Genomic DNA, 15,705 nt, shown 5'->3' with positions numbered 1-15,705 from the left:
GGGTATAGCGGAGATTATAAAGAAACGTAAAGTAATCCTGCGGCCAGGATCACAATTGCCGGAAGTGGCGCAAAAAAAGCTCGCCACAGGGTGCGTTGCGGTCGGAACCCGACCCCATGAACCACCCCGGCACAGACTGCCCAAATAAGCAGCAGCCCTTCCCAAATCTCCAGCGAGCTGGTCTTCGCCGCAAAGCGGGTCGGATCCCAGAAAATACAGCCCGCCAAAATCAACGCCAGCACCAGTGAAAGGGCCCGGACCGGGCCCTTGTCGGTGATAGCGTACAGCTTGTCAGTCAGTGACAAACTCATCACTTATCGTCTTGCTGTGCTTTTGAATCTTCGTGGTGCTCAAGCGCCAGCGCCGTGATGATGCCGAAGGCACAGGCAAGAAGCGTTCCGAGAATCCAGGCAAAATACCACATGGTTTAGCTCCCTATCCTTAATACAGCGAATGCTTGTTGTTCTCGATGAAGTTCTTGTCGAGACGGCCGAACATTTTGTAGTACGACCAGCTGGTGTACGCCAGAACGATAGGCACGAAGATCGCCGCGACAACGGTCATCACTTGCAGCGTCAACAGGCTGGAGGTGGCGTCCCACATGGTCAGGCTGATGTTAGGCACGGTGCTTGACGGCATCACGAACGGGAACATGGTCACCCCGGCGGTCAGGATCACACAGGCAATGGTCAGCGACGAGGTCACGAACGCCAGCGCGTCTTTCGACAAGCGCGAGAACAGCACCGTGAACAGCGGCAGCACCACGCCCAGTGCAGGCAGTGCCCACAGCAGCGGATACTTGTTGAAGTTGATCAACCAGGCACCGGCCTGATGAGCCACTTCTTTACGCATCGGGTTAGACTCCGCCATGGTGTTCAGCGTCGAGGTAATCACATAACCGTCGATGCCTTTCACCAGCCAGATACCGCCCAACAGGAAGAACACCGCCATCACCAGCGTGGAGATCTGCGCCGCAGCGCGAGCACGCAGGTGAATTTCACCGCTGGTACGCATCTGCAGGTAAGTTGCCCCCTGAGTCACCAGCATGGTCAAGCTGACCACGCCCGCCAACAGACCAAACGGATTGAGCAGTTGGAAGAAGTTGCCGGTGTAGAACAGGCGCATGTATTCATCCATGTGGAACGGCACGCCCTGCAACAGGTTGCCGAACGCCACGCCGAATACCACCGCAGGCACGAAGCTGCCGATAAAGATGCCCCAGTCCCACATGTTGCGCCAGCGGCTGCTCTCCAGCTTCGAGCGGTAGTCAAAACCGACCGGGCGGAAGAACAAGGCTGACAGCACCAGGATCATGGCAACATAGAAACCGGAGAACGCCGCCGCATAGACCATCGGCCAGGCGGCGAACAGTGCGCCACCGGCAGTGATCAGCCACACCTGGTTACCGTCCCAGTGTGGTGCGATGGAGTTGATCATCACCCGGCGCTCGGTATCGGTTTTACCGATAATGCGCACCAGGATGCCGACCCCCATGTCGAAACCGTCGGTGACGGCGAAACCGATCAGCAGTACGCCAATCAGGACCCACCAGATAAATCGCAGTACTTCATAATCAAACATACGTGGACTCCTGTTTAGCGCGCTTCCTGCACGGCGGCAGTCGGTTGTTCAAAGTGGTAGCGGCCAGTTTTCAGGCTGCTTGGACCCAGACGTGCAAATTTGAACATCAGGTACATTTCAGCCACCAGGAACAGGGTGTACAAGCCGCAAATCAGCCCCATCGAGAACAGAATGTCGCCTGCAGTCAGTGAAGAGTTGGCGACCGCAGTCGGCAGCACCTCACCAATCGCCCAAGGCTGACGACCGTATTCAGCCACAAACCAGCCGGCTTCGATCGCGATCCACGGCAGCGGCAGGCCATACAGCGCCGCACGGTGCAGCCATTTTCTCTGGCCGACACGGTTGCGGATCACGCTCCAGAACGACAGACCGATGATCAACAGCATCAGCACGCCACAGGCCACCATGATACGGAAGGCGAAGTACAGCGGTGCTACGCGTGGGATCGAGTCTTTGGTTGCCTGTTGGATCTGCGTTTCCGTCGCGTCGGTGACGTTCTGGGTATAACGCTTCAACAGTAAGCCGTAGCCCAGGTCCTGCTTGGCTTTATTGAACTCGGTGCGTACCGCCGGGTCAGTATTGCCGCCGCGCAGCTCTTCCAGCAGCCCATAGGCTTTCATCCCGTTGCGGATACGCACTTCATGCTGCGCCATCAGATCTTTCAGGCCGGTGACCTGGGTATCTGTTGAGCGGGTAGCAATAAGGCCAAGCGCGTAAGGGATTTGGATCGAGTAGGAGTTTTCCATTTTATCCTGATTCGGAATACCGAACAGGGTAAAGGAAGCCGGTGCCGGTTGCGTGTCCCACTCGGCTTCGATGGCGGCCAGTTTGGTTTTCTGTACGTCGCCCATTTCGTAGCCGGATTCATCACCCAGAACGATAACGGACAGCACGGCAGCCATACCGAAGCTGGCGGCAATAGCGAAGGAGCGTTTGGCAAAGGCGAGGTCACGGCCTTTCAACAGGTAGTAAGAGCTGATACCCAGAACGAACATCGCGCCACAGGTGTAGCCGGCGGCCACGGTATGCACGAACTTCACCTGCGCAACCGGGTTGAGCACCAGTTCGGAGAAGCTGAGCATCTCCATACGCATGGTTTCGAAGTTGAAATCCGAGGCGATCGGGTTTTGCATCCAACCGTTGGCGACCAGGATCCACAGCGCAGAAAAGTTTGAGCCCAGTGCCACCAGCCAGGTAACGGCCATGTGCTGCACCTTGCCCAGACGATCCCAGCCGAAGAAGAACAGGCCGACCAGCGTCGATTCAAGGAAGAACGCCATCAGACCTTCGATGGCCAGCGGGGCCCCGAAAATATCACCGACGTAGTGGGAGAAATATGACCAGTTAGTCCCGAACTGGAACTCCATGGTCAAACCGGTGGCCACACCCAGGGCAAAGTTAATTGCAAATAACTTGCCCCAGAATTTGGTCATATCTTTATAGATTTGCTTGCCTGACAGTACATATACCGTTTCCATAATTGCCAGCAAGAACGCCATACCCAGCGTTAATGGGACAAATAAGAAGTGGTACATCGCCGTTAAAGCAAACTGTAAGCGCGACAGTTCGACAATATCAAACATCTTGACTCCTTGCTCCTCGCAGGAAGACTCCGACATGCGGTTATCGATATGACTTCGGGTGAAGCTACCGGTAACGCCCCGCAGTGAATGCCCTTAAACACAACAAAAATTTGATCCAGCCTCTCCGCTTTCAACCATGCATTCGACGCGGGCCTGACTACTGGCCAGTGCACAAAACACACCACTGAAAACCGACAACGGGTAACAAATGCAACAAGATCAACCATCCATATTCAGCATGGATGATACTCGCCCAATCCCACACAATAAATAGGTTTTTACGTGATGTGGGTTAGACTTTGGGTTACAGGTCAAATTTTCCCCCAAAGAGGTATTCAGGCGTAATTTGATCTGAAACAATTTAAGCCTATCCGGATTTTATTTCCAGATTCAGCTCACAATTTCTCATAATTATCTTGTGGTTATGTTACACAATGGTTTCGTAGTCTATGTAGGTACTTTTTGTGTTAAATAGATGTGATATTTAATGGCTAGCTGTATTTAAATGAAGTCTTGAGTGTGAATGATGTTAACGTTTATTAACCTACCAATAGGACAAGCTTAGCTTATTTTTTTACTCTGATAATTATAGGCAATAAAAAGAATTATTATCGATAAAGCAGCGCTTAAATACGCCTGCCCCAGCCCCTTTCCCGCTTAATTGACGCCGCTAATCCCCGCCACGACCACATTGATGCCCGGCCAGCCCTCCGATAGGCAAAAAAAAACAGGGCCAGACGCTTGGTCTGACCCTGCTTGAACACGGACTACCGCAGGTTAAATTAGCGGTTCAGAACCGCTTTGACTGCTTCGCCGATGTCAGCCAGGCTGCGCACGGTTTTAACCCCTGCCGCTTCCAGCGCCGCAAACTTCTCGTCTGCAGTCCCTTTGCCGCCGGCAATGATGGCGCCGGCATGGCCCATACGTTTGCCTTTAGGCGCGGTAACACCCGCGATATAGCCAACCACGGGCTTGGTCACGTGCTCTTTGATATAGGCTGCCGCTTCTTCTTCAGCGCTACCGCCGATCTCACCGATCATGACGATCGCTTCAGTCTGCGGATCTTCCTGGAACAGTTTCAGGATATCGATGAAGTTGGAGCCTGGGATCGGGTCACCGCCGATACCCACACAGGTAGACTGGCCCAGACCGGTATCGGTAGTTTGTTTTACCGCTTCGTAGGTCAGGGTGCCAGAGCGGGAAACGATACCCACTTTACCCGGCAGGTGGATGTGGCCAGGCATGATGCCGATTTTGCACTCGCCCGGGGTGATAACACCTGGGCAGTTCGGGCCAATCATGCGCACGCCGGCTTCATCCAGCTTCACTTTCACGGTCAGCATATCCAGCGTCGGGATGCCTTCGGTGATGGTGATGATCAGTTTGATGCCTGCATCGATTGCTTCCAGAATGGAGTCTTTGCAGAATGGAGCCGGTACATAGATAACGGACGCGGTGGCGCCGGTCGCTTCTACGGCTTCACGCACGGTGTTGAACACCGGCAGGCCCAGATGCTCGGTGCCGCCTTTGCCCGGCGTTACGCCACCGACCATTTTGGTTCCGTAAGCGATAGCTTGCTCGGAGTGGAAAGTCCCCTGGCTACCGGTGAAGCCCTGGCAAATTACTTTGGTGTTTTTATCGATTAAAATGGACATTATTTGCTCCCCACTGCCGCAACAACTTGCTGAGCCGCATCAGTCAGGCTGGTCGCAGCAATGATATTCAGACCGCTGTCCGCCAGTTTCTTGGCGCCCAGCTCGGCGTTATTCCCTTCCAGACGCACCACCACCGGGACGTTAACGCCCACTTCGGCTACTGCGCCAATGATACCGTCAGCGATCAGGTCGCAACGCACGATACCACCAAAAATGTTAACCAGAACCGCTTTCACCTTGTCATCAGACAGGATGATTTTGAAGGCTTCGGTCACGCGCTCTTTGGTTGCGCCGCCGCCCACATCGAGGAAGTTGGCCGGTTCGCCGCCGTGCAGTTTAACGATGTCCATGGTACCCATCGCCAGGCCTGCGCCGTTCACCATGCAACCGATGTTGCCGTCGAGAGCAACATAGTTCAGCTCCCACTGTGCCGCACGGGATTCACGCTCATCTTCCTGAGAAAGGTCGCGCATTTCACGCAGCTCAGGCTGGCGGAACAGGGCGTTGCCGTCAGCGCCCAGTTTGCCGTCCAGACAGATCAGATCGCCCTGCTTGGTCACCACCAGCGGGTTGATCTCAACCATGGCCAGGTCACGTTCCAGGAACAAGGTCGCCAGACCCATGAAGATTTTGGCGAACTGGCCGACTTGCTTACCGGTCAGACCCAGTTTGAAAGCCAGTTCACGGCCCTGGTAAGGCTGTGGGCCTGCCAGTGGATCGATGGTCATTTTGTGGATCAGTTCCGGGGTTTCTTCCGCAACTTTCTCGATTTCAACGCCACCCTCGGTGGATGCCATGAACACCACGCGACGGCTGGCACGGTCAACAACCGCACCCAGATACAGTTCTTTATCGATGTCGGTCGCCGCTTCTACCAGGATCTGGTGAACCGGTTGGCCCAGTGCGTCAGTCTGGTAGGTCACCAGACGCTTGCCCAGCCAGGCTTCAGCGAAAGCACGGATGTCTTCCTTGCTGTTAACCACTTTAACGCCGCCAGCTTTACCGCGACCGCCAGCATGAACCTGACATTTAACCACCCACGGGCCGGAGCCGATTTTGGATGCGGCTTCTTCCGCTTCACGCGGTGTGGTACAGGCATAACCGGTTGGTGCCGGCATACCATACCGAGCAAACAGCTGTTTTGCCTGATATTCGTGTAAATTCATGATGTTCTATCCATTCAGTTCTGAAGGTTTTAGCCGAGCCATTTTGGCGGAAAACCGCATGACTTTAGTCGGCCACATAGCACAGAGTGTGGGCGCGGCGTACCGCGCCCATCAGGGTTATACGTCCAGCAGCAGACGAGCCGGATCTTCCAGCATCTCTTTAACCGTCACCAGGTAACCCACGGATTCTTTACCGTCGATCAGGCGATGGTCATAAGACAGTGCCAGATACATCATCGGCAGGATCACAACCTGGCCTTTGACCGCCATTGGGCGATCTTTAATGGCGTGCATGCCCAGGATGGCGCTCTGCGGTGGGTTGATGATCGGGGTAGACATCAGTGAACCGAATACGCCGCCGTTGGTAATAGTGAAGTTACCGCCGGTCAGCTCTTCCACAGTCAATTTGCCATCACGGCCTTTGACTGCCAGCTCTTTGATTTTCTTCTCGATGTCCGCCATGCTCATGCTGTCTACATCGCGTAGCACCGGGGTCACCAGGCCACGAGGAGTAGATACCGCAATGCTGATATCGAAATAGTTGTGGTACACCACGTCGGTGCCGTCGATAGAAGCGTTCACTTCCGGGAAGCGTTTCAGCGCTTCAACCACCGCCTTGATGTAGAAGGACATGAAGCCCAGACGTACACCGTGGCGTTTTTCGAAGGCTTCACCGTACTGCTTGCGTATATCCATGATCGGCTGCATGTTGATTTCGTTGAAGGTCGTCAGCATCGCAGTGCTGTTCTTCGCTTCCAACAGGCGCTCGGCCACGCGCTTGCGCAGACGGGTCATAGGAACACGCTTCTCGCTGCGGCCGCTCAGAGCAGGCTGCGGAGCGGCTTCAACGGCGGCCGGCTTGTCGGCTTTCTTGCCGTTGGCCAGGTGCGCTTCCACGTCTTCGCGGGTGATTCGGCCACCCACGCCGCTGCCTTTGATGGCAGCTGCATCGAGGTCATGTTCGGCAATCAGGCGGCGGATAGCCGGGCTGAGTGCGTCGTTGCTCTCTTCTTCCAGGCTGGCGGTTGCGCGCTGGGCTGGAGTGGCTTCTTTAGCCTGGCTTTTTTCTTCGGTCGGCTTGCCAGAGCTGTCGCCCGGACGAATACGGCCAAGGATCTGGCGAGAAAGCACGGTTGCGCCCTCTTCTTCCACGATCGCATCCAGAATGCCTGCTTCGCTGGCCGGAACTTCCAGCACCACTTTGTCAGTTTCGATTTCAACCAGAACTTCGTCACGCTGGACGCTGTCACCTGGTTTCTTGTGCCAGGTGGCGACGGTCGCATCGGCAACCGATTCAGGAAGGTCAGGAACCAGAATATCTACGCTACTCATTTAGCTTTCCCTTAATCTTTAACAATATTCAGCGCGTCATTAACCAGAGCCTGTTGCTGCTTCTGGTGTACGGACATATAACCCACTGCCGGAGAGGCAGAGGCTGGACGTCCGGCGTAACGTAAAGAAGCCCCGAACGGCACCACTTCACGGAAGTTGTGTTGGCTGCAGTACCAGGCACCCTGGTTCAGCGGCTCTTCCTGACACCAGACGAAATCATGCACGTGAGCGTACTTCTCCAGCACCGCCTGAAGGGCCTGATGCGGGAACGGGTACAGTTGCTCGATACGTACGATGGCCACGTCTTTCTGGTCGTTCTTGCGACGCTGTTCCAGCAGATCGTAATAGACCTTACCGGAGCACAGCACCACGCGTTTGACCGCTTTCGGATCCAGATCGTCAATTTCGCCAATCGCCGGCAGGAAGGTGCCGTTAGCCAGCTCATCCAGAGACGAAGTCGCCAGCGGGTGACGCAGCAGAGATTTCGGTGACATCACCACCAACGGACGGCGCATACCGCGCAGCGCCTGACGACGCAGCATGTGGTAAACCTGTGCCGGGGTAGACGGGATGCACACCTGCATATTCTGCTCGGCACACAGCTGCAGGTAACGTTCCAGACGCGCAGAGGAGTGCTCTGGACCCTGGCCTTCGTAACCGTGCGGCAGCAGCATCACCAGGCCACACATACGGCCCCATTTCTGCTCACCGGAGCTGATGAACTGGTCGATCACCACCTGAGCGCCGTTGGCGAAGTCACCGAACTGCGCTTCCCAGATGGTCAGGGTGCGAGGTTCTGCGGTGGCATAGCCATATTCGAACGCCAGAACGGCTTCTTCAGACAGTACGGAGTCCCAAACTTTGAACTCGCCCTGCCCGCTGTGGACATTGGCCAGTGGCACGTAGACCGAACCGTTTTTCTGGTTGTGCACTACCGCATGACGGTGGAAGAAGGTACCGCGACCGGCATCTTCACCGGAAAGGCGGATTGGAATGCCTTCATCGACCAAAGTGGCATAAGCCAGCGTTTCCGCCGCGCCCCAGTCGAACACCTTATTGCCTGCAGCCATCTCTGCGCGGTCACCGTAGATTTTCGCTACGCGTGACTGCATTTCAATAGCTTCCGGCGCGGTGCTGATGCGACGGGCCAGTTCCTGCAGGCGCTTCATTTCAACCTTGCTTGGGTACTCTTCGTCCCACTCGTGGTTGAGGTACGGCGACCAGGTAAAGGAATGCAGGTTCATCGGACGCCATTCTTCAACCACGCAATCACCGCGGTCGAGTGCATCACGGTACAGGTTGACCATTTCCGTGGCATCTTCCAGGCTGGCGACTTTTTGTTCGGTCAGCACGTCAGCATAAATCTTGCGCGGCGTTGGGTGTTTCTTGATCTTCTGGTACATCACCGGCTGGGTTGCACTTGGCTCATCGGCCTCGTTATGCCCGTGGCGACGGTAGCAGACCAGATCGATCATCACGTCACGTTTGAAGGTGTTACGGAAATCCAACGCCAGACGGGTAACAAAGGCCACCGCTTCCGGATCGTCAGCATTAACGTGGAAGATCGGCGACTGCACCATCTTGGCGATGTCAGTACAGTATTCGGTAGAACGCGCATCCAGCGGGTTGGAAGTGGTGAAACCAACCTGGTTGTTGATCACGATACGTACCGTGCCGCCCACTTCGTAACCGCGAGCCTGCGACATGTTCAGCGTTTCCTGAACCACGCCCTGGCCGGTAATGGCGGCGTCACCGTGGATGGTGATTGGCAGTACCATGTTGCTGCGCGCTTCGTCCAGACGGTCACGACGGGCACGTACAGAACCCATAACTACCGGGCTGACGATCTCCAGGTGCGACGGGTTAAACGCCAGCGCCAGGTGAACCATGCCGCCTTCGGTTTCTACGTCGGAGGAGAAGCCCTGGTGATATTTCACGTCACCGGTGCCGAGGTGTTCTTTATGCTTGCCGGCAAACTCGTCGAACAGGTCGGCAGGTTTTTTACCCAGCACGTTGATCAACACGTTCAGACGGCCGCGGTGGGCCATGCCCAACACCACTTCGCGCGTGCCGTTCTTACCGGCGTGGCGCACCATCTCTTTAAGCATTGGCACCAGCGCATCGCCACCTTCCAGCGAGAAGCGTTTTGCCCCTGGGAATTTGGCGCCGAGGTAGCGTTCCAGACCTTCCGCTGCGGTCAGCTCGTTCAGGAAACGGCGCTTCTCGTCATGGGTAAAGCTGGCGTGCCCCACTACCGATTCAATGCGCTGTTGGATCCAGCGTTTCTCTTCGGTATTGGTGATGTGCATGTATTCCGCACCGATCGAGCCGCAGTAGGTCTGCTTCAGCGCAGCGTACAGGTCGCCCAGCTTCATGGTTTCTTTGCCGATGGCGAAAGAACCCACGTTGAAGGTTTCCTGGAAGTCGGCTTCGGTCAGGTTGTGGTAGGCGGGTTCAAGGTCAGGAACTTGCTCACGCTGCCACAGACCGAGCGGATCGAGGTTGGCATGCTGATGTCCGCGGAAACGGAAGGCGTTAATCAGCTGCAGTACCTTGACCTGTTTGGCGTCGGTGTCTGGATCGTTGATGGTGGTGTTGTAACGCGCGGAGTCTTTCGCCAGGCGGCGGAAGTAGTCACGCGTTTGAGAGTGAAGCTGATCGGGTTTTACACCCGCGGTTGGTAGCTGTTGAAAAATGGAACGCCAGCTATCTTCAACGGAGCCCGGATCGGTTAAGAAGTCTTCATAGAGCTGTTCTATGTAAGACTGGTTCGCGCCCGCCAGATAGGAGGAATCCAGCCAGGCCTTCATTGCGCCGTTCTGCATCATGATCCCTTAAGCTTTGAAGCTTTAGTTTTCGCCGTGGTTAACATAATTACCGTGATGGATACGGTTTGCCGTAGAAACGGTTCACTCGACGTACTTTTAGCCAAAAGAAAGGCTCGGTACGTTCTGCTATGGACCTTGCGGTCCCTTACAAGGAACCTCTAAAAACCGGCGGGCGAACCAGGCTGCTTAGCGCCGCAGCCGCGGGTCAGTTTTTAGAGGCTCCCTCCTTTGTGATGTGCGCCGGAAACTGCCCGGCGCAGCATCTCATTCCATTTATGCGCCGCGTTGCAGCAGCATAGACTTGATATGACCGATTGCACGGGTCGGATTCAAGCCCTTAGGGCATACACTGACACAATTCATAATGCTATGGCAGCGGAAAACACTGAAAGCGTCGTCCAGATCGTCTAAACGTTCTTCCGTTTCCGTGTCACGGCTGTCAATCAGGAAGCGGTACGCCGCCAACAGGCCAGCCGGGCCGATAAACTTGTCAGGATTCCACCAGAATGACGGGCAAGAGGTCGAACAACAAGCGCATAAAATGCACTCGTACAGACCATCGAGCTTGGCACGCTCTTCCGGCGATTGCAGGTGCTCACGCGCCGGCGGGTTCTTGCCGTCGTTCTGCAGGAAGGGCTTGATCTTTTCATACTGGGTGTAGAACTGGCCCATATCGACCACCAGATCGCGCACTACCGGCAAGCCTGGTAACGGACGGATCACAATCTTTTTATTGCCTTTGGTCAGCGACGACACCGGAGTGATACAGGCCAGGCCGTTTTTACCGTTCATGTTGATCCCATCGGAACCACAAACGCCTTCACGGCATGAACGACGGAACGACAGGCTTGGATCTTTTTCTTTCAGCTGGATCAACGCATCCAGCAACATCATGTCGCGACCTTCTTCCGCTTCCAGGCTGTAGTCCTGCATGTGCGGAGCATCGTCAACATCCGGATTGTAGCGATAAATTGAAAATTCGAGTTTCATCAATCGATCTCCGCAATTAGTAAGAACGCACTTTCGGCGGGAATGCCGGGCGCAGCTTCGGTTGCATGTTCACTTCACGACGCGTCATGCTTTCCGATTGCGGCTGATACAGCGAGTGACACAGCCAGTTGGCATCATCACGTTCCGGGAAGTCGAAGCGGCTATGCGCGCCACGGCTCTCGGTACGGAAGTTGGCCGACACGGCGGTGGAAAACGCGGTCTCCATCAGGTTATCCAACTCCAGGCATTCGATGCGCTGGGTGTTGAATTCGCTGGAGGTATCGTCCAGACGTGCGTTCTTCAGACGTTCACGGATCTCTTTCAGTTCTTCCAGCCCTTTCGCCATCGCATCACCTTCACGGAATACCGAGAAGTTGTGTTGCATACAGGCTTGCAGCGCCTTGCGGATTTCAACCGGATCTTCACCTGAACGGGTGTTGTTCCAGCGGTTCAGACGATCCAGCGACGCTTCTACATCGGATTCGCTCGCTTCACGGCTGGCGCCCTGCTCGAGGATAGATTCCTGCAGATGCATGCCGGCGGCGCGACCGAACACCACCAGATCCAGCAGCGAGTTGCCGCCCAGACGGTTGGCGCCGTGCACCGATACGCAGGCAATTTCACCCACGGCGAACAGCCCCGGGATCACTACGTCTTCGCCTTTCTCATTCACGGTCAACGCCTGGCCGGTCACTTTGGTCGGAATACCGCCCATCATATAGTGGCAGGTTGGGATAACCGGGATAGGCTCTTTCACTGGGTCGACGTGCGCGAAGGTGCGCGACAGTTCCAGAATGCCCGGCAGGCGGGATTCCAGCACTTCTTTACCCAGGTGATCCAGCTTCAGCTTAACGTGCGGGCCCCACGGACCGTCACAGCCACGGCCTTCGCGGATTTCAATCATGATCGAACGGGCTACCACATCACGGCCCGCCAGGTCTTTGGCGTTCGGCGCATAGCGCTCCATGAAACGCTCACCGTGTTTGTTCAGCAGATAACCGCCTTCACCACGACAACCTTCGGTCACCAGAACCCCGGCACCGGCGATGCCGGTCGGGTGGAACTGCCACATTTCCATGTCCTGCACCGGCACGCCGGCACGCAGCGCCATGCCGACACCGTCACCGGTGTTGATATGGGCGTTGGTGGTGGACTGGTAAATACGGCCTGCACCGCCGGTCGCCAGCACGGTGGCTTTGGCTTTGAAGTAAACCACTTCACCGGTTTCAATGCAGATAGCCGTGGTGCCGACCACCGCACCATCCTGGTTTTTCACCAGATCCAGCGCATACCACTCGGAGAAGATAGTGGTGTGATTTTTCAGGTTCTGTTGATACAGGGTGTGCAGCAGGGCGTGACCGGTACGGTCAGCCGCCGCAGCGGTACGTGCTGCCTGCTCGCCACCGAAATTCAGTGACTGGCCGCCGAATGGGCGCTGATAGATGCGGCCATCGTCGGTACGGGAGAACGGCAGCCCCATATGCTCCAGCTCCAGAACTGCTTCCGGGCCGGTTTTACACATATACTCAATGGCGTCCTGGTCACCGATATAATCGGAACCTTTCACCGTGTCATACATATGCCATTCCCAGTTATCTTCGTGGTTATTACCCAGGGCTACGGTAATGCCGCCCTGTGCAGACACGGTATGGGAACGGGTCGGGAATACTTTGGACAGCAGGGCACAAGAAGAACCCGCTTGAGAAATTTGCAGTGCCGCGCGCATACCTGCGCCGCCTGCACCGATAACTACAGCATCAAACTCTCTGACCGGCAGTTTCATCTTACGCACCCCACACTACGATTGTTCCGTACAGTAAATAGACCAGCAACACGACAACGATCGCCAGTTGCAACACCAGACGTACCGCTACCGGCTTGACGTAATCCGTCAGCACCTGCCACAACCCGATCCAGGCATGAGCCAGAATCGACAGCAGCGTCAGCAGCGTGAACACTTTCGTAATAGAAGTGGCGAAGAAGCCGCGCCAGATTTCGTAGGTGAGATCCGGAGCCGTGACAAAGAAGCCCAGGATATACAGAACATACAGGGTGATGACGATAGCGGAAGCACGCAGTAACAACCAATCGTGTACGCCGTTGCGTCCTAATGCAGAAACATTGTTTACCATACGAGGACTCCAGCCAGAACTGACAGCACGACGGTCAGACCGATTGCCACCTGGGCAGAACGGGTACCGGCGGCTAAACTCTCTTCGATATAGCCAAAATCCATTAACAAATGGCGAATGCCACCGCAAATGTGATAGGCCAGCGCAGTGAGGATGCCCCAGAATATGAATTTGACAACGAAGCTATTCATGATGGCAGCAGCCTGCATGAAACCCTCTTGGGAAGAGAGTGACAGGCCCAGCAGCCAGAGGAGGATACCCACGGCAACGAAGGTAATTACGCCAGAGACTCGGTGTAAGATGGACGCTATCGCAGTTACGGGAAACTGAATCGTTTGCAGATCCAGGTTGACAGGTCTTTGTTTTTTCACGTTTTTGCCCACACAGCTCTTATTATTTTCCTTCCTCCGGCCTGGGCGGGGATCAGACAGCGTTAAGAGCCAAAACCCTCACACGTCACGCGCTCAAACAACAACATCCTCTGTGCTTAAACGGCGCGTAGTTATAACGCTGGGTGCTCCTACTTCAGGGTATCCCGGAGACCTGGCGGCAGTATAGGAGGATCACATTCTGATTACAATTCCCATACAATCCCTTTGGTAACATTTCCCCCGAACAGTGATTTAGATCACGGATTTCACAATTAGCATAAAATTAATTATCTGATTTGACAAGAGATCAACAATTCCATTACATATAGGGGCACAAACGGCCCTATGATGCGCAATAGGTCAGCAGATACACTTCCCCCGATGTTCAGGATATGCAACAGTGTATTTGAAAGAACCTATCCCAATGGCGGTTTTTGCCGGTCACGTTTGCAGCCCATCACCGCAGACGAGAACAAATAAGGCATATAAAACAGTTTATTGGGATAGGTTCAACCACCCCCGAACACGTCGTAGGTAAGATTAACAGAACATAACGAATTCCGATGAATCGTTAACAACTGGTCACCCACCTCGTTCGCCTGGTTAGCACTCTGTACCCTACCCGCGCATTTGCGCAGTCGCTCACAGAGTTAGCGTCCGCTCCATTTTTTGCGGGCAACCTGAGGAGAATTAAGGTATTTCAGTTGTTAGAGGTTTTTAAAATAAGGCGCAAAGGAGACTGTAAATGACTGATAAGAAAGCGACGCTAACCATTAACGATGGTGAAGCTCCAATCGAACTGGGCGTATTAACCCCGACACTGGGCCCCGATGTCCTTGATGTCCGCGCCCTGGGCTCCAAAGGTTATTTCACGTTTGATCCCGGCTTTACCTCTACCGCTTCCTGCGAATCCAAAATCACTTTTATCGACGGTGACAAAGGCGTATTGCTGCACCGCGGCTTCCCGATCGAACAGCTGGCGAAAGAGTCTTCCTATCTGGAAGTGTGCTACATCCTGCTGTACGGCGAAACGCCGACCGCAGAAGAGTTCGAGACCTTCAAAACCACCGTAACCCGTCACACCATGATCCACGATCAGATCACCCATCTGTTCCGTGGCTTCCGTCGTGACTCACACCCAATGGCGGTGCTGTGCGGCGTGACCGGCGCCCTGGCTGCGTTCTACCACGATGCACTGGACGTCAACAACGAGCGTCACCGCGAGATCACCGCGTTCCGCCTGCTGTCCAAAATGCCTACCGTGGCGGCCATGTGTTACAAATATTCACTGGGTCAGCCGTTCGTTTATCCACGCAACGATCTGTCCTATGCCGGTAACTTCCTGCATATGATGTTTGCCACCCCGTGCGAAGAATACGTGGTGAACCCGGTGCTGGAACGCGCAATGGATCGCATCCTGATCCTGCACGCCGATCACGAGCAAAATGCTTCCACTTCTACCGTACGTACCGCAGGTTCTTCAGGCGCTAACCCGTTTGCCTGTATCGCTGCCGGTATCGCTTCACTGTGGGGCCCGGCACACGGCGGCGCCAACGAAGCCGCACTGAAGATGCTGGAAGAGATCAAAACCGTTGAGCACATTCCTGAGTTCATCAAGCGTGCCAAGGACAAGAACGACTCGTTCCGTCTGATGGGCTTCGGCCACCGCGTGTACAAGAACTACGACCCACGCGCCACCGTGATGCGCGAAACCTGTCACGAAGTGCTGAAAGAACTGAACAAGAAGGACGACAACCTGTTGCAAGTGGCGATGGAGCTGGAACACATCGCGCTGAACGACCCGTACTTCATCGAGAAGAAACTGTATCCGAACGTCGACTTCTATTCAGGCATCATCCTGAAGGCGATGGGGATCCCTTCTTCCATGTTCACCGTTATCTTTGCCATCGCCCGTACCATTGGCTGGATTGCACACTGGAACGAAATGCATGACGAAGGCATCAAGATTGCCCGTCCGCGTCAGTTGTACACCGGCTATGCCGAGCGTGACTTCAAGTCCCAAGTGAAAAACAAATAACGCCGCTTTACCCTACGTATTGCAGCAAG

Annotated in this window: 13 protein-coding genes; 1 reads left to right on the top strand and 12 read right to left on the bottom strand. The window is 55.0% G+C overall.

Annotated elements, in window-relative coordinates; translation table 11 throughout:
• Positions 1-14: 14 nt before the first annotated feature.
• The 12 genes from ybgE to sdhC form a co-directional block, all read right to left on the bottom strand.
• Positions 15-311, bottom strand: coding sequence for a cyd operon protein YbgE (ybgE, locus tag M2406_RS17085; RefSeq protein ID WP_012005709.1), 297 nt, complete (start codon positions 309-311; stop codon positions 15-17).
• Complete coding sequence (cydX, locus tag M2406_RS17080) at positions 311-424, bottom strand: cytochrome bd-I oxidase subunit CydX (protein ID WP_012005708.1); 114 nt, start codon at positions 422-424, stop codon at positions 311-313. The genes ybgE and cydX overlap by 1 nt, the downstream gene beginning before the upstream one ends.
• Positions 425-441: 17 nt before the next feature.
• Positions 442-1,581 carry a cytochrome d ubiquinol oxidase subunit II gene (gene cydB / locus M2406_RS17075; RefSeq protein ID WP_012005707.1) on the bottom strand — a complete coding sequence of 380 codons (1,140 nt, stop codon included), beginning with the start codon at positions 1,579-1,581 and terminating at the stop codon, positions 442-444.
• A 14-nt stretch (positions 1,582-1,595) separates the two neighbouring features.
• The gene (cydA, locus tag M2406_RS17070; protein ID WP_012005706.1) at positions 1,596-3,164 is read right to left on the bottom strand and encodes a cytochrome ubiquinol oxidase subunit I; all 1,569 of its coding nucleotides are present in this window, start codon (positions 3,162-3,164) and stop codon (positions 1,596-1,598) included.
• A gap of 782 nt (positions 3,165-3,946) precedes the next feature.
• A complete protein-coding gene (gene sucD / locus M2406_RS17065; RefSeq protein WP_012005705.1) occupies positions 3,947-4,819 on the bottom strand; it encodes a succinate--CoA ligase subunit alpha in 873 nt (290 codons plus the stop codon).
• On the bottom strand, positions 4,819-5,985 hold the full coding sequence (sucC, locus tag M2406_RS17060; protein WP_012005704.1) for an ADP-forming succinate--CoA ligase subunit beta: 1,167 nt from the start codon (positions 5,983-5,985) through the stop codon (positions 4,819-4,821). Before sucC ends, sucD begins: the two co-directional genes overlap by 1 nt.
• Positions 5,986-6,102: 117 nt before the next feature.
• Positions 6,103-7,317: a 2-oxoglutarate dehydrogenase complex dihydrolipoyllysine-residue succinyltransferase gene (gene odhB / locus M2406_RS17055; RefSeq protein WP_259190754.1), complete on the bottom strand. Its 1,215-nt coding sequence runs from the start codon at positions 7,315-7,317 to the stop codon at positions 6,103-6,105.
• A gap of 11 nt (positions 7,318-7,328) precedes the next feature.
• Positions 7,329-10,142: a 2-oxoglutarate dehydrogenase E1 component gene (gene sucA, locus M2406_RS17050; RefSeq protein WP_259190770.1), complete on the bottom strand. Its 2,814-nt coding sequence runs from the start codon at positions 10,140-10,142 to the stop codon at positions 7,329-7,331.
• 276 nt (positions 10,143-10,418) lie between these two features.
• Entirely contained in the window at positions 10,419-11,135 is a 717-nt protein-coding gene (locus M2406_RS17045; protein WP_012005701.1) for a succinate dehydrogenase iron-sulfur subunit, read from the bottom strand.
• A 16-nt stretch (positions 11,136-11,151) separates the two neighbouring features.
• Positions 11,152-12,918 carry a succinate dehydrogenase flavoprotein subunit gene (gene sdhA / locus M2406_RS17040; protein ID WP_012005700.1) on the bottom strand — a complete coding sequence of 589 codons (1,767 nt, stop codon included), beginning with the start codon at positions 12,916-12,918 and terminating at the stop codon, positions 11,152-11,154.
• Position 12,919: 1 nt separating this feature from the next.
• Entirely contained in the window at positions 12,920-13,267 is a 348-nt protein-coding gene (gene sdhD / locus M2406_RS17035) for a succinate dehydrogenase membrane anchor subunit (protein WP_012005699.1), read from the bottom strand.
• A complete protein-coding gene (sdhC, locus tag M2406_RS17030; protein WP_004949747.1) occupies positions 13,261-13,650 on the bottom strand; it encodes a succinate dehydrogenase cytochrome b556 subunit in 390 nt (129 codons plus the stop codon). The genes sdhD and sdhC overlap by 7 nt, the downstream gene beginning before the upstream one ends.
• Before the next feature lie 733 nt (positions 13,651-14,383).
• Between sdhC and M2406_RS17025 the strand changes: the two genes are divergently transcribed.
• Positions 14,384-15,676: a citrate synthase gene (locus M2406_RS17025; RefSeq protein WP_012005698.1), complete on the top strand. Its 1,293-nt coding sequence runs from the start codon at positions 14,384-14,386 to the stop codon at positions 15,674-15,676.
• Positions 15,677-15,705: the final 29 nt, after the last annotated feature.

Source organism: Serratia sp. BIGb0163 (assembly GCF_024809935.1).
In the GTDB taxonomy this organism is placed as follows: Bacteria; Pseudomonadota; Gammaproteobacteria; order Enterobacterales; family Enterobacteriaceae; genus Serratia; species Serratia quinivorans.
The sequence above is the reverse complement of the archived record's forward strand: the minus strand, read 5'-3'. Positions and strand labels throughout refer to the sequence as shown.